Below are 17,583 nucleotides of genomic sequence, written 5' to 3'. Positions count from 1 at the left end.
TTTGGCTATACGATATCCTAATGGTAAAACCTATATCCATAGTGACAAAGTTCCACCAAAAAAGCAACTAAACAAACAGATGACTTCATTCAGTAAGCGAGGTATGTCCTTAGAAGATGATATTAATGCAAGCAATCAATATTATTTAGCAAAAGGAAATGCTGTTATTCATAAAAAGCCTACCCCTATTCAGATTGTAAAAGTAGATTACCCTAAGAGAAGTGCAGCTGTCATTAAAGAAGCTTACTTTAGACAGGCATCTACAACCGACTACAATGGAGTTTATAAAGGTTATTATTTGGATTTCGAAGCAAAAGAAACAAAAAACAAACTTTCTTTTCCTTTGAAAAATTTTCATGACCATCAAATCGTTCATATGCAGCAATGCATCGAACAACATGCTATTTGTTTTGTCATCATGCGTTTTACTACAAGTGAGCGTCTTTTTTTATTGGAAGCAAGTCATTTAATTGAGTATTGGAACAACCAATACCAAGATGGGAGAAAATCGATTCCATTAAAAGAACTTGAAAAGAGTGGATATGAAATGTATTATGAACTATCGCCGCGCATTCCCTATTTAAAAGTCGTGGATCAGCTAATTGCTAAGCTAGAAAATGTGAACACATTAGCAATAGAATAAATAGTCGTTCATGTAAGAAAGAAATAGTTTGTTCTCTTATTAAATTTGAGAATTAAGGAGTAGATTTAACATGTCAGAAAAAAAAGAAATGTCACGCGTGTCAAAGAAACAAGCACAAAAATCAAAACATACAAAAAAAGGTAAAAAGAGCAAAAAATCCTCTTCTCCCCTTTGGAAAAAAATTCTTATTGGAATTCTAGCCTTAATAGCAGCAGTGGTAATTGGCGGTATGGGATTATTTGCTTATTACGTATCCTCTGCACCTGATGTCACAGAAAACAGTTTAACCGATACGGTTTCCTCAACATTACTAGATTCAGAAGGAAATGAATTTTTAACTCTTGGAGGAGAAAGTCGCGAACTGGTATCAGAAAATGATGTCCCCCAAGTGCTAAAAGATGCAATCGTTGCTATTGAGGATCAACGTTTTTATACCCATATCGGTATTGATCCTATCCGTATTGCAGGAGCAGTGGTAGCGAACATTACGGATGGTTTCGCTTCAGAAGGTGGAAGCACGATTACACAACAGTTGATCAAGCTTTCTGTTTTCTCAACAGGCTCGGAAGATCAAACGTTAAAACGAAAAGCACAAGAAGCTTGGTTATCCTTGCAGTTAGAACAAAAGTATTCAAAAGAACAAATTTTAACTTTTTATATCAATAAGGTCTATATGTCCGACAATCAATATGGAATGGGAACAGCTAGTGATTATTATTTTGGTAAACCGTTGGCTGAATTGACTTTGCCAGAAGCAGCATTACTTGCTGGAATGCCACAAGCTCCAAATGCATATAATCCACTTACCAATCCAGACGATGCCACAAAACGACGCAACTTAGTATTAGATATGATGGTGGAAAATGAAGCTATTACGGCTGCAGAAGCCCAAGAAGCTAAATCAGTTGATGTTTCAGAAGGTTTAATCGACCATTCTGGAGAAGAAACAAATAACCTTGTGTTCGACCCATATGTCAAAGAAGTTCTTGCTGAAGTTGAGAGAAAAACCAATTTAGATCCTTACACCTCTGGATTGACCATACACACGAATTTGGATATGGATGCACAACAACGTCTTTACGATATTGTGAATTCCGATGAATACGTCCAAATTGAAGATGAAGACATTCAAACCGGTATTTCTTTAGTCGATGTCAACACTGGGCAATTAAAAGCTCTAGGTGGCGCACGTGATCAAGAAGTTCAATTAGGAACCAATTATGCTACAGAGTTAAAACGAAGTGTTGGATCGAATATCAAACCTTTGTCAGCTTATGGTCCCGCTATAGAGTATTTAAACTACTCTACTTATGAACAAGTAGTAGATGAACCCTATACATTTAAAGATGGGACTCCTATCAACAACTACGACAATAACTATGAAGGTCAAATTAGTATGCGCAGAGCTCTAGTTGATTCACGTAACGTGCCTACTACTAAGATTTACAATGACGTCCCTAGAGAGAAAGCAAATGAGTTTTTAACAAATATTGGCATTGATACCTCCACTTTAAATACTAAAGAAAAGACTTTAGTTGAGTCAAATGCTTTTACTGGAGATATTACTCCAGTTGATTTATCGGCGGCCTATGCTGCGTTCGCAAACGGTGGAACGTACACTGAACCTTACACGGTTTCAAAAATCATTTTAGACGATGGCGAAGAAATCAGTTTGAAACCTGAATCGAATAAGGCTATGGAAGAATCAACAGCTTACATGATCACAGATATGTTAAAAGATGTCGCTAGTAATAACTCTTCTAGAGTAGGATTGAACGGTATTCCTCAAGCTGGGAAAACCGGTACGACAAACTATACTCCAGATGAAAAAATTGAACATGGTATCCAAGAAAATGGCGTGCCTGATAAATGGTATACAGGTTACACAACAAATTATGCATTATCTGTTTGGGTCGGAAAAGATAATTACTTTGACTCAATCGATAATAAAGGCAGTGAACGTTTATTACCTCAGCAAATCTATCAAGCTTTGATGTCATATGTTTCAGAGTCAGTTGAATCTAGCGACTGGGAAAAACCAAGTTCAGTTGTTGAAGTAGCCGTTGAAAAAGGTTCAATGCCTGCAAAACTTGCTGGACCTAAAACTCCTTCAGACAAAATTGTTACAGAATTGTTTGTTAAAGGAACTGAGCCAACTGCAGTAGCCGTTGACAGCTCTGAAGAAGAAAGTGAAGAAGATGAAAGTGAAGAAATCGAATTAAATGCACCGGAAGGCTTAGCTGCTACCTATGACGAAGAAGCAGATGCTCTATCGATTAAATGGAATGCTTATTCCGAAAAAGATATATCCTATCTGTTAACAATAGGATCTGAATCGTATTCGACTAATGATCTTTCTTATATTTTACAAAATCCTCCTGAAGGTGAAATCTCTATTACACTTGCGGTTCAGGCTGGCGATAAAACAGGCCCTGCGGCTTCAACGAGTGTTCTTATCCCACCTAAAGAAGAGGAACCTGAAGAGGAGGAACCTGAGGAAGAACCTGAGGCAGAAAGCAGCGAAAGTTCTGAATCAAGCAGTAGTTCTGAATCGAGCAGCAGCGCTCCACCTGAAAGTTCTGAATCGAGCAGTAGTTCTGAATCAAGTAGCAGTGCTCCACCTGTAAGCTCTGAATCGAGCAGTAGTTCTGAATCAAGTAGCAGTGCTCCAGAAGAATAAGTTCCTTCTATCTTAAAATTTATAAAAAAAACAAGAAGAGGCGTATCTAAAGCGATACACTTCTTCTTGTTTTTTTATTGTACTTTTGCAGGGCTATTTTCTTTCAACAATTGAATACAAATATCATGATCGTGGTTTCTTGCCGTACACTGATAGCGCCCAAAAAAGATTAGTCTATGATGCGCAATGCTCCAAAGTTCTTTTGGTAGTTGTTGCATCAAGATCTCTTCCACTTCACGAACAGTAGCTTTTGGAGGGCAGATACCCAATCTCTTCGTCACCCTTTCTACATGTGTATCCACAGCAATCGCCGGGAGATTAAATGCCACACTCAGGACAACGTTCGCTGTTTTTCTACCCACACCTGGTAAAGATTCTAATTCGCTTCTTTTATTTGGGACCATTCCATTAAACTCATCAATCAACTTACGGCAACAGCCTTTAATAAATTTTGCTTTATTACGGTATAAACCAATCGTTTTTAACTGTTCCATAATGTCTTCTACAGGCGCATCTAAAAAGGCTTCCGGTGTAGGGTATTTACGAAACAGTTCTGGTGTAATTTTATTTACAGAAACATCTGTGGTCTGTGCACTTAACATAACAGCAATCAATAATTCAAAAGCATTTTTATGAACAAGTTCGCAAGTTGCATGAGGAAACAAATTTCCCATTGCCTCAATCATTTGAATTGTTTGCGTTTTAGGTAGCATCTTTTCACCCCTTGTTAAGGATTTTCGTTATTATTTAACCAATTGTGCAATGGCACTTTAGTAGTCGGTTCCTTAGACACTGAATAATTTTGCGTTTTAGTGCCTGCTTTTCTGCGACGACTCGCTTCTTTTTCAACTTGATCTTTGGTTCGGATATTTTTTCTTTCCCAATTCAGTAAGATACGATCTACATATTTCAAACTGTATACTTGATTCAAAACAGCTTCTCTTAACGCTAATTCAATTAGCTCAATGGCATAATGATCTTCATCCAACCACATCCCTATTGTCTGCATTTCTATTGGAGACAAAGGCCTACCGAATTCCGCTTCAAATAATTGAAATAGATCTTGTTCAGATAAATGCTGTTTTTCAAAACGCTGTTGGTTTTCTTGTTGGGAAATAGCCATTGCCAGTTTATCCCATAATAAATCCAACCGGTAGCTATCACGTGTTTTTCCTTCATTATTTTTTTCTGTTTCAATGATGATCAATTTTTTATTGATTAATTCATGAATCATTTGAAAGACATCTGAAGAAGAAATTTGCATTCGTTTTGAAATAACTTCTGTATCCGGAAAATCATTTCCAGCGTCAATAAATGATTTTAACTGCAAGACTAAAATCAATTGTTCACTACTTAAACCAAGATCTTTATAATGGGTTAACAAGACATTTGATATCGTCGTATTTCCTGCTTTCAGCCATTTCTGTAATAAGTGATTATTCATTGAGTTCTATCCTCCTTGTTGTTCTCAATTAAAGGGATCTTTCTTTGTCTTATACGATTAAAAAACAGCAACTTAGAAAGACTCAAGTTGCTGTACTCGTTTTTATGGGTAGATACGATTTATTAAGCGAGGGAACGGAATAGACTCACGAATATGCTCTGTTCCACAGATCCATGTTACTGTACGTTCTAATCCTAATCCAAATCCTGAATGAGGAACACTGCCGTATTTACGTAAATCCATGTACCATGCGTAATCTTCTTCTTTTAGACCAAAATCTTTAATTCGTTGAGATAATGCGTCGAAATCAACTTCACGTTCACTTCCACCAACTATTTCTCCATACCCTTCAGGAGCAATTAAATCAGCACACAACACAACATCTTCTCTTTCAGGATGTGGCTTCATATAGAAAGCTTTTATAGCTTTAGGATAATTTAAAATAAAGACAGGTTTGTCGTATTGATTTGCAATAAAGGTTTCATGAGGTGATCCAAAATCATCTCCCCAAGTAATATCGTCAAACCCATTTTCATTTAATAAGGTTACTGCATCATCATATGAAATTCTTGGATAAGGCAATTCTGTGTATTTTTTCAACACTTCTTTGTCGCGTTCTAATGTATTTAATGCATCATCACAATTATCAAGAACACTTTGAATCAAATAAGCAACATATTTTTCTTGTACTTCTAAACTTTGCTCATGATCCATAAAAGCCATCTCAGGTTCAATCATCCAAAATTCAATTAAATGACGACGCGTCTTCGATTTTTCTGCTCTAAAAGTAGGACCAAAAGAAAAGACTTTCCCAAATGCCATTGCAGCTGCTTCCATATATAATTGACCACTTTGTGAAAGGAAAGCTTCTTGATCAAAATATTCTGTATGGAATAATTCTGTTGAATCTTCCGCAGCATTTGCTGTTAAGATTGGTGGATCGACCTTGATGAATCCTTCTTCATTGAAGAAATTATAAGTAGCACGGATAATCTCATTACGAATACGCATAATCGCATGTTGTTTTGAAGAACGTAGCCATAAATGACGGTGATCCATTAAAAATTCTGTCCCATGTTCTTTTGGAGTAATGGGATAATCATGGCTTTCACCGATTACTTTGATTGATTTCACGGCAATTTCATAACCGAATTTTGAACGTGCATCTTCTTGAATAACACCGGTTAATAGAATAGAAGTTTCTTGATTCAATGATTTCGCTAATTGGAAAACTTCTTCTTCAACTTCACTTTTTACTACGATTCCTTGAAAAAATCCAGAACCATCACGTAATTGTAAAAATGCGATCTTACCACTTGAACGTTTATTCGCTACCCAAGCTCCGATCTCTACTTCTTCTCCAACATGATTTTTGGATTCTATAATTGTAATATGTTCCACAGTTAAAACTCCTTTAAATAAATTTTGATGGTTACTTATTTTTACTGCCTTGATTATTATACAAGAAAAACGTACTCTATAACGGTCTTTTTTAAGAAACTTTAAATATTTTCAATATCGCTTACCCATTTGCCAGATTTAGCGGTCAAAACATAATAACCTAGTCTTCCGTTCTCTTGTTTGTAAGAAATCTCCCAAATAGGTGTTTCACCATCAAGGCCGATACGAGCTTCAAGAATGTCAACTGCGCCTTTATCTTCGCGTGTTAATGCTTTAGCTTGTTGTTCGGTAATAAATTCATCTTGATTCAAAACCGTTGTGGCTCCACCATCTTTAGCTACTATTACCATAATTTCTTCATCAGATTCGTTCAATCCCGAAACTGAAAAATAGGTCTTATCACGATTGTACCAATAAAAATCAGTTGCTTTCACTAGACCAGCAGATTCTTTTGCAATGGCAATCGTCTCTTTTTCTGCTTTTTTTATTGGATCTTGACTAATCAATAAAAGAGTAATTGAGCAGACAAGTATCACACTCATGACAATTGCTGAAGTGATTATTATTCCTTTTTTCATAAGTATCCCTACTTTTAGTTTATTCTTTTTTTCTTCTTTCATCTATTGCTTTTAATAGTTTATTATAACAGAAAACCATTATTTTTACTGAACATTCTATTATAAAATTTGGCCGTTTAGTTCATTTTTTTTCTTCTACATTTAAAAAATGACGCAATTTTTCACCGATATTTTTTGTTGGTACTTCTTCGATAGGTAATTCTTTAGGTAGTGCAGCTAAAATCTGTTTGCCATAGCTTGTTTGGATCAAACGATTATCCAGTACAATCATAATACCTTTATCATTCTCAGAACGAATGAGTCTTCCCAAACCTTGTTTTAAACGCAAGGTTGCTTTTGGCAGTGAATCGATGGTAAATGGATTTAAATGTTTTTGTTCTAAATAGCGATGTTTGGCTTTAACAAAGGGTCTGTCTGGAGATTCAAAAGGCAATCGAGTAATGACAATCACACTTAACGATTTTCCAGGCAAATCAACGCCTTCCCAAAAACTGTCTGCTCCTAAGAGGATGCCTCCTGTAGACCTAAAGAAACGTTTTAACATACGTTCCCGACTGCCGGAAAAACCTTGTGCTAATAACTCTCGTCCAGAAACTGAAGGTTTTTGTTGAAGTGAAAAATATACTTCTTGTAACATCTCGTAAGAATTAAATAAAACCATCGTATTTTCAATGGAATGTTCAATAATGTTTTCTACTTGTTCTACGATCATTTGGACATAATCTTTCTTCGATAATGCCTTTATGGGTTTAAGCTCTTTAGGAATCCACAGTCTGGCTTGTTCCTTGTAATCATATGGCGAATCAATAACTAATTCCCTTAACTGTGATTCTCCTAGCTGCGCTTCAAAATAACTGAACGAACCGCTAATTTCTAATGTGGCACCTGTGTACAAAATAAAGGGCGTATGGTCTAGTAATTTTTCTTTTAAAAACTTACTGCTGTCTACTTTTGAACGCTTAATAGTGAAAGTGTTCTTAGGACTTTTTTCTTTATATGAAAACCAAGTCACTTCATTATCTTCATTTTTTTGAAAAACAGCATAAAAAATATCTTTTTGATTTTCAAATTTCGTCAATACATCAAAAAAATCTTCAAGTAAATAGCGTTCTCTTTGGGTTAATTGATGTTTTTCATTTAATCCATGGTTGACTAATTCAAGCCCTAAATAATTGATTTCATTCATCAATGTCAAAACATTCTTTGACGCTTTTTTTAACGCCAAATTCCAGCTGGTTTCTCTGTTAAATTGAATATCTATTTGTTCTTGTTCGTAAAGCTTGTTGGCTGTAGTGTTTTTACAGTACATAAGCAGTTGGTGAATAAAATCGGATAATTCATCCTCTAATGAAAGTAGGTTCAACTCCATATTTTCTATATGAGAACGGTCCATTTCAGGAAGCTGTTGTGTGAGTTGACTTAGCCTACCTAAAAAACTCTTCTCATCAGATTTACGACCGATGAGTTTTATTAATTGCTGTATACCGTAATAACCAAAAATTTCGCTAGAAGCTTCTGTTGCTACATCTGGCAAATGTTGGGCTTCATCAACAATCAGTTTGCCAATCGTTGGCAACTCTTTTTCTTTACGGTTTAAATCATGACATAAAAAAGAATGGTTCGTAATAATCACACTGGCATGCTTGATTTTTTGTTGGGCATGCAAATAAAAATCTTCATTATGCCACAAATCTTCTTCAGGTTTCGTCAACCAACCACGATGACGAATTTTACTCCAAAATATATGATTGTAATTGGTTAAATTCAACTCATCCAAGTCTCCGGTCTCTGTTTCAGTCAACCAAGTCAATAGCTTCATTTTATAAATAGCTTCCACTTTTTGCTCTATAGGGTCTCTTAATACTTCTTGAAACTTCGTTAAGTGAATGTAATGATTTTTGCTTTTTAAAATGGCCGCTTGTACCATAAAAGGCAAAATCGTATTTAATTGAACAATATCTTTTTCTAATAGTTGTTTTTGTAATAATGTAGTATACGTACTGATGACTACTGGTTCTTCAACCGTTGCAATATAAGCTAACGGCAATAAATAACCCAGAGTCTTACCTACTCCTGTAGCAGCTTCAATTGCAAAATGACCCTTTTCATTAGTAGTAAAATAATTAAACACAGCATCCATCATTTTGATTTGTTGGTTTCTGGTTGTCAACTTCGTCTGAAATAACTGTTCCTTCTTCGCTACAGTTGTTGGGTAACTTACCTCTTCACGGTAAGTTTTTTGTTCAAAAATAGGTTTCTTTATCTTTATTGCTAACCCATTTTTAATCATAATAGATTCAGAGAGCGGTAATCGCTCCTGCTTCATTTCAGCTAAGAAATTTTCAAAGAAATAAGATGTTTCCATAGTAAGGTGCTCAGAAATTTCAACCATTTTTTCTACAGTAACTAAAGGCAATTCTTTTAGTTTATTTTTTAATTCAAGAAAAAGTTCTGCAGTAACTGCTGCATCGCTATCTGCTTGATGCGGATTAGTGTGTTCAATATTAAATTTGCTGACTAAATCATTTAGCCGGTAACTTGATTCAGTAGGCAATAGAATTTGTGCTAGTTCAACAGTATCTATTCCTTTATTCTTCAACGCTGGCATTCCACAACGCTGCAATTCTCCTGAAAGAAAAATATAATCAAATTGAATATTGTGTGCGACGATAATGCAATCTTCCAATAAATTATAAATGGTTGCTGCAACATCTTCAAAATATGGTGCTAAGGCAACTGATTTATTCGAAAGACCCGTCAAATGCTCTATTTGTTTTGGGATACTTGTTAAAGGGTTAACCGTTGTTGCGAAACGATGAACAATTTTATCGTCTTCTATTAAGACACAACCAAATTGAATCATACGGTCCCCACTGGTTACATTACCGCCTGTTGTTTCAATATCCACTACAGCATATGTATCTTTATGGTTCAATTTATTCACCTAATTCTTTAGACATAGTATTTTCTTTACCATCATACTATGAAGCTTTAAAAAAAACAAAAAAAGCTCAAGAAAAAATGGGAATTCAGCCATTTTTTCTTGAGTCATTTAAGTACCAACTATTTCTTTTTAAAATTTATCTTTATAGATATCATTTACTGTTTTTTCTTTATCAATGACAATGTACAACACATTATCTTGAGAAACAAATGAACTTTGATAAGCGTTGTCAATTCGATCAGAATCAATTGCTTCATAAGGGAAATAAACGGTCTCTTTAGCAATAATTTCTACAGAATCTGAGTTTTCACTATCTCTATACAGGATATCCATTTTTTCAATATCTGGATCTTTTACTGCACGATCAAACATACCCATTTCTAAACCGCCAAGATTAATGTCGCTTGAATTCACTTCATCAGCCTCTGGAAAAATTTCGATTTTTAAAGATTCACACGGGAAAATTTCTTGAAGTTCGCTATCACCAATGCGTCCAAAGCTTTTTGAAATGTGTTTAATCCATAAATCTCCAATAAATTCTTTATCGATTGTCCAAGTTTCTTTATTTTTAAACGTCATTTTTAATGCCTTAACTTCTTTTTTCATTATTTTCGCTCCCTTTTTTTTATTATTTAAAAAGTTTGTGATTCTTTTACTAGTTTCATTCTACCATAAAATAACTAGATGTAAATAAAAAAGATTAGAAATTGTGATTTTTTTAACAAGACAAAAACAAAAAAAGGCATAGGAAGTTCACCAATTTCCTATGCCTTCATCTATTTCTTAATAGACCGTTCGTTTAGTTCATTAATGATTAGTCAAATACAAGAACTCTAGCAGAATCGTCCATGTATTCTTTTTCACCAGCTGGAGCTTCAATAGAACCAATCGGCATTTGTCCTGTTAATTTCCAGTCTGCAGAAAGATTCCATTCTTTTTTAACAGCATCGTCAATTAATGGGTTGTAGTGTTGTAAACTTCCTCCAATATTTTCAACAGCTAATGCTGTCCATACAGAGTTTTGTGCAATCCCAGTAGATTGTTCAGACCAGATAGGGAAGTTATCTGCGTATAATGCAAATTGTTCTTGTAAAGCTTTAACGATACTTGTATCTTCAAAGAATAAAATTGTTCCGAATGCTGCACGGAAGCTATTTAATTTTTCTTTAGTTGGAGTAACATCTTGTCCTTCTGGAATAGCTTTAAGTAAAGCTTCTTCAGTAATATCCCAAAGTTTGTTGTGAGCAGCTCCAAATAATACTACTGCACGTGAAGTTTGTGAATTGAATGAAGATGGGCTTTCTTTAATCGCTTTTGCAACTAATCCAACGATTTCTGATTCAGGTAAAGAAACATTTTTTCCTAAAGAATAAATTGAACGACGTTCTTCTAATAATTTTGTGAATTGGTTTTCCATAATTTAAAAATTCCTCCTTTAATTAACTTACAATATTAGTATAACAACTTATTTTTAGTGCGTAAACCTTTTTCTTACTTTTTGTATAATTAGTTACAAAAAGTAAGAAAAAGATAGTCATCGTTTTTTATAGATGACTATCTTTTTACTTAGATAACGCTATAGCAGCTTTTTCAAGCATCTTTAGTATAATGATTTGAAATCCATTCAACTATGACCGATTTTTCATTAGCCAATTCACCTGATAAAATAGTGGTCTCTATTTCTGTTATCAAATTCCCTAACCATTTGCCAGGCTTTCGATTCAATACTACTTGTAGATCATCGCCATCTACTTCCAGGTCATGCTTACTATAAATTGGCAACTCTTGGTACATCATCTGAACGGACTCAAAATTAATCGGATATCCTAAACAATCCATAACTGTTTCAACATCTAACGCAATTTGAAGTCCAACTTGATAAAGGACTTGACGATTAAAATCATCTTTCAAGCGATGCTCTAAAGCAATCATTGCTAATTTCACCTGATTAATTTCTTTTTTTGAACATTTCCAAGCTCTTAAAAATGGCTCAACATCATCACTCGTTTTTTTAAGATGATGAATTAACAACGTCCACGCAACGATTCGATTCTCAATCACACACTCTAGTTTAGCGAAGGCTTCTAACTCTTTTTTGGAGCCCTTCAGTCCTGGACAATAATAAAAGAGATTCGTTCGGATAAATAACCCAAGCCCTTGTTTTCTTCCACTTCCTAAAAGAAGTTTAACAAATTCTACTTGAATGCGTTCGATTGCTATTTTTTTAAGCAAAGGATGGTTTTTTTGAATCGCTGCTTCTGTTTCGCTATCCATATTAAAATTTAGTTGGCTAACAAATCTTACTCCACGCATCATACGTAAAGCATCCTCGAAAAAACGTTCTTCTGGAATACCGACTGCTTTGATCAATTTATTTTCTAGATCTTTTTGACCATTGAAATAGTCAATGATTTCTCCATCTCGGTTCATTGCTAATGCATTAATTGTAAAATCACGTCGTTTTAAATCTTCTTTTAAGGAACGAACAAATTCAACAGTATCAGGACGTCTAAAATCTTGATACGTTGATTCCGTTCTGAATGTAGTGATTTCATAGCTTGCATCTTTCCATAACACCATTACAGTACCATGTTCGATGCCTACATCAATTGTTTTCGGGAAAATTCCTTTGATCTCATTTGGTTTTGCACTTGTGGCGATATCCACGTCATTGATTGGCTTATTTAAAAGGGTATCTCTGACACTTCCACCCACAAAATAAGCTTTAAAACCAGCTTCTTCTATTTTATCAATAATTGGCAATGCCTGTTTAAACTGATGATCGAACAAAATCATAAAATATTTTCCAATCCATAGGCTAATTCATTTAATGACATTACCTTTTCACAGCCTAAAGCCACACCTGTCATAAACGAAGAGCGATCAAATGAATCATGGCGGATTACTAGTCCTTCGCCAACACTTCCAAATTGCACTTGTTGATGAGCCACCAGACCGGGTAAACGCACACTGTGAATTTTCATGCCTTCATAATCAGCTCCACGTGCTCCTTTAATCAGCTCTTTTTCCTCAGGGTTTCCTTGTTCATGATGTCCACGTGCAGCAAAGATCATTTCAGCTGTTTTAATTGCTGTACCGCTTGGTGCATCTAATTTATTATCATGATGCATCTCAGTTATTTCAACATCTGGGAAATACTTAGAAGCTTTAGCAGCAAACTCCATCATGAGAACTGCTCCAATAGCAAAATTAGGCGCAATTAATCCCCCAATATTTTTATCTTTAGCTAATTGTTGGACTTCTTTAACTTCACTTTCTGTAAAACCAGTTGTCCCCACTACGGGGCGAATCCCTTTTTCTAAAGCAAAACACGTATTTTTGAAAGCAACAGCGGGAATTGTAAAGTCGATCCACACATCTGCTTGGACTTCTTTCACCATTAGTTCTTTGTCTTGAAACACAGGTACATCTATATTTGAAAATTCGGTTAACTCACTTAGATTTTTTTCAGAAGAATGAGGATCAAGTACGCCTACTAATGAGAACTTTTCGTTTTCTAGTACCATTTTTGTGGCCGTTAATCCCATCTTACCTTTAAAGCCTGCAACTACAATTTTAATCATTTTTAATCTTCCCTCTCAATCGGCTTTTCCACCGTAACTTCTTTTTTCACATTATCTATTTTATCTATGCCAAATGACTATTGCACTATTCATTTCATAGTCTACTACTCTTTAAGTCTACCAAAAAGTGAGAAGGTTGCAAGACTTGTTGCTTGTTTTTAAAAAAAAATGTATTATTTATAAGATAAATCAAGTCAGGAGTGAAGGTATGTTAAACGAAAAATTAGCTGTAAAAGATTTACTGATCATCACAATTGGCTGTGCACTTTATGCATTTGGACTAGTGTATATTAACATTGCAAACGAATTAGCTGAAGGTGGAATGACAGGCGTTTCTTTATTGTTACGCTACTGGTTTCAAATTGATCCAGCTCTTTCTACTTTACTCCTAAACATCCCAACGATATTAATCGGATGGAAAATGTTAGGCAACCGTTCTTTAGTTTACACCATATACGGAACAGCTATGTTGTCCTTCTTCTTATACATATGGCAAAGAACTTCAATTGCTATTGATTTAGAAAACGACCTTTTTATAGCTGGTATCTTAGCTGGCTTATGTGGCGGAGTAGGTAGCGGTATGATCTACCGTTCGGGCGGAACAACTGGTGGCAGTGATATTCTTGCTCGTATTTTAGAAAAGAAAAAAGGTATTTCTATGGGGAAAACATTATTGATTTTTGATGTTTTCATTTTAACGTTATCGTTAACTTACATAGACTTGCCTCACATGATGTATACGTTACTTGCTTCATATGTATTTTCTAAAATTGTTGACTTCATGCAAGATGGTTCTTATGCAGCAAGAGGACTGCTCATTATCTCAGAGAAAAATGATCGTATCGCTGAAACGATTATGTCAGAGATGGAACGTGGCGTAACGTTCTTCAAAGCTGAAGGTGCTTATTCAAAAGAAGAAAAGAAAGTATTGTATTGCGTTTTAGGCAGTCATGAAATCGTCATGGCTAAACGAATCATTCATGAAATTGATCCAAAAGCCTTTTATTCTCTTCTAACGGTACATGAAGTTTTAGGAGAAGGTTTTTCATTCGACCCTAAACCTAAGCAACCAATGTTCAAAAAAAAAGCCCAACCTTAATGGTTGGGCTTTTTTTGTTCATTCTTTAAATCCTCTTCAATTTCTTTCAATTGTTTTGACAATTGTATAAATCTTTCTCGATCGTCCTTTTCTAAAGACAAATCAATTTGATGTAATGTATTTTGTTTCCGCTCAGTTAATGACAACGTCTCAAGTGCAAGTTCGACTTCTTCAACAAGTTTTATGCTAATGGTTTCATTCCATTTGTAATAGGGATTATCTTCTAATACAGTCACATATTCGGCAGACTTCCATGGATTTAAAAAGACAAGCTCAATATACATTTCTTCTTGCCAATTTAATCGAACTTCATGGAAAGCCTGTTCCGGATCACTAAACACTGTCCCATTCTTATAAAATAGAAATGGCTCATTATTCATTTCCGTTGTAGATATCATCATTCCACGTGGAGTTTTATCTACAGCCTCTACAAAATGGACTTTATTTAATACTATATCATGATTTAGTAAGTAGTTTAGGATCCACATGGATTCTCTTCTTTTCAATTGGTATCGGTCTAAAAACCAGCCAAGAAAAATCTTTTTAGCTTCTAAAGAAATTTGGATGTTCATGTAAAAAACCTCCCTATCTTACCCTTTTTCTCATTATAACTTAATCAATTAATAGTTGCTATTTATTTCTTCTAGTATTTCTAATATTTCTGCATCTGTTGGCTCAAGAAGTAAATAATCGTTTATGACATCTTTAATAACGGTACGTTCTCCTTCTTCCCGCAGAAAATAGATATACGATTTCAAAAAATCCTTATTTTGACGAAGTGACGGATATGCTTTTTGATAAGCTGTACTTGCTGCTGAATATTCTTCCAAACCTTCATTGGCTAAGGCTAAATTCCAATAAAACTGAGGATCGACTTCATTTTGCACGAGCATTTTTTGAATCCATTCGACAGTTTCATCGAAACGTTCTTGTTTCAGCAATAAATTTGTATACGCTAACTGCACAGTTGAATTTTCTGGAACAAGTTGAACGGCCTTTAAATAATAAGCTTCTGCTAAAGGTTCATCTTCTAACTTGATGGCTATATCAGCACCATAATAGAAAAGTTCATAATTGTATTCATCAACTCTTAATCCTTCTTTGATGGTTTCTAGAGCCTTGTCCAGTTCATTTTCTTCTTCAAGCCCTTTAGCTAAATATGGGTACAAAGTTGTGTAGTTCGGATCTAAGTCTTTTAATTTATTCAAGGTTTCAATTGAACGACGGTATTGTTTGTCTTGTAAATAAGAGAAGCCCAATTGGAATAACGTGTCAACATTCTCTTTTTCTTCCAAACTTTGCTCTAGATATAGGATAGCTTGCTCCAGATCACCTAAAGCACTGTATGAGCTTCCGCATCGTGCAGCAAGGTTAATGCCTGAAAAATCAGATAGACCTTGGCTCATCAATTCTTCATAGCCATGAATCGCTTGAGCGTATTTCCCCATAGAAAAATGTAATTCTGCTAAGGCGAAATCTATAACTGGTTCGTCAGATAAGATTTCCTTCGCTTTGAGCAGCTTTTGCTCACTCACTTCATAAAGACCTTGAACTTGGTATAAGTCGGCTAAAACAAGCAACGTTTGGGGATAAACAGCACTGTCTTCTGTGACTTCTAGTAACCAATCCATTGCTGTATCTAATTCATTTGCTTCAATAGCTATTTCTGCTAAACCTATTCTTAATTCATCGTCTTCAGGATAACGTTCCAGCAGGTACAGGTTTATTTTTTTTACTTCATTTAAAAAACCAAGGTGATAAAGAGAATCTGCAAGATTATACAGTTCTTCATCTGTATCTTGTTTTAAAGCCTGTTCAAAATAATCCATCGCTTCTTCTAATTGATTATTTTGAAGCGTGTCAATCATCATTTGTCCATATGACATGTCAAAAAACCTCTTTCATTTTACAATCTTCTATATCTTCTATTTTAACATAAATTAGAACAACTAGGGTCTTACACTTTTCTATTTATTAAAGTGTACAAAAATTATTGAACTCAACTCTAATTTAAAGTAAGCTTAAAAGGTTAATATTTTCAGTCAACTAAATTTTTAACAAAGGGGCTAGTACTTTGCAAGAATATACTAATGAAGAGCTCATCTTACAAATGACTTCTTTGAAAAGATTGAATAAAGAACTATTGGTAGCTCTTCAAGAAACAGAACGTCTAGAATTTGAATGGACACAAAATTTAGGGCAATGGTTCTGGGATTTTACATTGAATGAAGTCACCTTTAATCCGCTAAAAGCAGAAGCCATCGGATACTTAAAAGAAGACCTTCCGGAAAAAGTTCCCTATCATTTTTTTACAGATAAAATTCACCCTGATGACATAGATGAAGTGATGCAATTAATGACAGATCATCTTAAGGGAGAAATACCTGCTTGGAATACAAAATACCGTATTCAAGCCAAAGATGGTTCATGGAAAGTGTACCGCGATTTCGGAAAAGTAACAGAGCGAAATGAACAAGGAGCTCCACTATTTCTTAAAGGAATTGTATTTGACATTACACAAGAAGAACAAGAACGAGATCAACTAATGGTCAGAAATCAAAATTTATCTAATCAAATGAAAAAAGATACTCTCACTTCTCTATATAACAGAACAGCTGTTACAGTGGAGCTAGCAAAACATGCAAACCATTCAAAAAAAACTGACCTTCCTTTATCGGTAATGTTTTTGAAAATTGATAAGTATTCCGAATATGAGGAACTGTTTGGAGTGGTCCTAAGTGAAGAGATACTAAAAGTTACTGGTCAAATCATACAAGTAGCCATTCAAGAAAATAGACACGTTGCTGGTCGATACAGAGAATCCGTATTTTTGATTTTATTAAATGATACTCAAAAAGAAGAAGCTTATATCCTTGCTGACACAATAAGACAGACTGTTTTAGAAACCCTTTTCGATGTTCCAAAGCATGTAAGCGTAAGTGTTGGTATATCCGAATTCAATAAAGAAGAAACAATCAGTGAGTTAGTTAATAATGTATCAAAAAAATTAGTAACCGCCGTTAAAAATGGTGGAAACCAAATTATCATGTAAAATTAAGTCTTATTTCGTAAATTAATTTACGAAATAAGACTTTTTATTACTTTAATCAATAAAACTACTGACTTCTCAAGGATTTTAAATACTGTATTAATTAAATGCGTCCATTGGATATACCGGAACATCATCACAAGTGTGAATATTGAATTCCG

Annotated in this window: 15 protein-coding genes; 4 read left to right on the top strand and 11 right to left on the bottom strand. The window is 34.7% G+C overall.

From position 1 onward, the window contains the following. Position 1 precedes the first annotated feature (1 nt). Together recU and CAR_RS05265 are read left to right on the top strand one after the other, a co-directional pair. Positions 2–643 (top strand): Holliday junction resolvase RecU, encoded by a 642-nt coding sequence (gene recU / locus CAR_RS05270; RefSeq protein WP_041556261.1) that lies wholly within the window; start codon positions 2–4, stop codon positions 641–643. A gap of 70 nt (positions 644–713) precedes the next feature. Continuing rightward, on the top strand, positions 714–3,323 hold the full coding sequence (locus tag CAR_RS05265) for a PBP1A family penicillin-binding protein (RefSeq protein WP_013710680.1): 2,610 nt from the start codon (positions 714–716) through the stop codon (positions 3,321–3,323). A 74-nt stretch (positions 3,324–3,397) separates the two neighbouring features. Here the strand turns inward: CAR_RS05265 and nth are convergent, their stop codons facing one another. The 9 genes from nth to dapB form a co-directional block, all read right to left on the bottom strand. Next, the gene (gene nth, locus CAR_RS05260; protein ID WP_013710679.1) at positions 3,398–4,036 is read right to left on the bottom strand and encodes an endonuclease III; all 639 of its coding nucleotides are present in this window, start codon (positions 4,034–4,036) and stop codon (positions 3,398–3,400) included. A gap of 14 nt (positions 4,037–4,050) precedes the next feature. Then, a complete protein-coding gene (locus tag CAR_RS05255; protein WP_013710678.1) occupies positions 4,051–4,767 on the bottom strand; it encodes a DnaD domain-containing protein in 717 nt (238 codons plus the stop codon). A gap of 102 nt (positions 4,768–4,869) precedes the next feature. Continuing rightward, complete coding sequence (gene asnS, locus CAR_RS05250) at positions 4,870–6,168, bottom strand: asparagine--tRNA ligase (protein WP_013710677.1); 1,299 nt, start codon at positions 6,166–6,168, stop codon at positions 4,870–4,872. Positions 6,169–6,269: 101 nt separating this feature from the next. After that, positions 6,270–6,746, bottom strand: coding sequence for a cell wall elongation regulator TseB-like domain-containing protein (locus tag CAR_RS05245; RefSeq protein ID WP_041556259.1), 477 nt, complete (start codon positions 6,744–6,746; stop codon positions 6,270–6,272). A gap of 121 nt (positions 6,747–6,867) precedes the next feature. Next, positions 6,868–9,690: an ATP-dependent DNA helicase DinG gene (gene dinG, locus CAR_RS05240; RefSeq protein WP_013710675.1), complete on the bottom strand. Its 2,823-nt coding sequence runs from the start codon at positions 9,688–9,690 to the stop codon at positions 6,868–6,870. A gap of 129 nt (positions 9,691–9,819) precedes the next feature. Next, entirely contained in the window at positions 9,820–10,296 is a 477-nt protein-coding gene (locus CAR_RS05235) for a hypothetical protein (protein ID WP_013710674.1), read from the bottom strand. 208 nt (positions 10,297–10,504) lie between these two features. Continuing rightward, a complete protein-coding gene (locus CAR_RS05230; protein WP_013710673.1) occupies positions 10,505–11,107 on the bottom strand; it encodes a nitroreductase family protein in 603 nt (200 codons plus the stop codon). A gap of 173 nt (positions 11,108–11,280) precedes the next feature. Beyond that, positions 11,281–12,486, bottom strand: a complete 1,206-nt coding sequence (locus CAR_RS05225; RefSeq protein WP_013710672.1) for a CCA tRNA nucleotidyltransferase — start codon at positions 12,484–12,486, stop codon at positions 11,281–11,283. Beyond that, a complete protein-coding gene (gene dapB / locus CAR_RS05220; protein WP_013710671.1) occupies positions 12,483–13,274 on the bottom strand; it encodes a 4-hydroxy-tetrahydrodipicolinate reductase in 792 nt (263 codons plus the stop codon). Before dapB ends, CAR_RS05225 begins: the two co-directional genes overlap by 4 nt. Positions 13,275–13,482: 208 nt before the next feature. Here dapB and CAR_RS05215 point away from each other — a divergent pair, with 208 nt between their 5' ends. Continuing rightward, positions 13,483–14,373, top strand: a complete 891-nt coding sequence (locus CAR_RS05215) for a YitT family protein (protein WP_013710670.1) — start codon at positions 13,483–13,485, stop codon at positions 14,371–14,373. Here CAR_RS05215 and CAR_RS05210 read toward each other — a convergent pair. Next, positions 14,370–14,945: a ReoY family proteolytic degradation factor gene (locus CAR_RS05210; protein ID WP_013710669.1), complete on the bottom strand. Its 576-nt coding sequence runs from the start codon at positions 14,943–14,945 to the stop codon at positions 14,370–14,372. The two genes, CAR_RS05215 and CAR_RS05210, sit on opposite strands and share 4 nt — an antisense overlap. Positions 14,946–14,993: 48 nt before the next feature. Continuing rightward, entirely contained in the window at positions 14,994–16,259 is a 1,266-nt protein-coding gene (locus tag CAR_RS05205; protein ID WP_013710668.1) for a tetratricopeptide repeat protein, read from the bottom strand. A gap of 188 nt (positions 16,260–16,447) precedes the next feature. Between CAR_RS05205 and CAR_RS05200 the strand changes: the two genes are divergently transcribed. Next, on the top strand, positions 16,448–17,425 hold the full coding sequence (locus CAR_RS05200) for a GGDEF domain-containing protein (RefSeq protein WP_013710667.1): 978 nt from the start codon (positions 16,448–16,450) through the stop codon (positions 17,423–17,425). The last annotated feature ends 158 nt before the right edge of the window (positions 17,426–17,583 follow it).

Origin of the sequence: Carnobacterium sp. 17-4, from assembly GCF_000195575.1 — a bacterium.
Taxonomy (GTDB): Bacteria; Bacillota; Bacilli; order Lactobacillales; family Carnobacteriaceae; genus Carnobacterium_B.
This window is presented reverse-complemented; position numbering and strand designations above follow the sequence as displayed.

Coding starts and splice junctions, on each gene's coding strand:
- CAR_RS05265 (WP_013710680.1), top strand. CDS start 714: ATGTCAGAAAAAAAAGAAATGTCACGCGTGTCAAAGAAACAAGCACAA.
- nth (WP_013710679.1), bottom strand. CDS start 4,036: ATGCTACCTAAAACGCAAACAATTCAAATGATTGAGGCAATGGGAAAT.
- CAR_RS05255 (WP_013710678.1), bottom strand. CDS start 4,767: ATGAATAATCACTTATTACAGAAATGGCTGAAAGCAGGAAATACGACG.
- CAR_RS05245 (WP_041556259.1), bottom strand. CDS start 6,746: ATGAAAAAAGGAATAATAATCACTTCAGCAATTGTCATGAGTGTGATA.
- CAR_RS05235 (WP_013710674.1), bottom strand. CDS start 10,296: ATGAAAAAAGAAGTTAAGGCATTAAAAATGACGTTTAAAAATAAAGAA.
- CAR_RS05230 (WP_013710673.1), bottom strand. CDS start 11,107: ATGGAAAACCAATTCACAAAATTATTAGAAGAACGTCGTTCAATTTAT.
- CAR_RS05225 (WP_013710672.1), bottom strand. CDS start 12,486: ATGATTTTGTTCGATCATCAGTTTAAACAGGCATTGCCAATTATTGAT.
- dapB (WP_013710671.1), bottom strand. CDS start 13,274: ATGATTAAAATTGTAGTTGCAGGCTTTAAAGGTAAGATGGGATTAACG.
- CAR_RS05215 (WP_013710670.1), top strand. CDS start 13,483: ATGTTAAACGAAAAATTAGCTGTAAAAGATTTACTGATCATCACAATT.
- CAR_RS05210 (WP_013710669.1), bottom strand. CDS start 14,945: ATGAACATCCAAATTTCTTTAGAAGCTAAAAAGATTTTTCTTGGCTGG.
- CAR_RS05205 (WP_013710668.1), bottom strand. CDS start 16,259: ATGTCATATGGACAAATGATGATTGACACGCTTCAAAATAATCAATTA.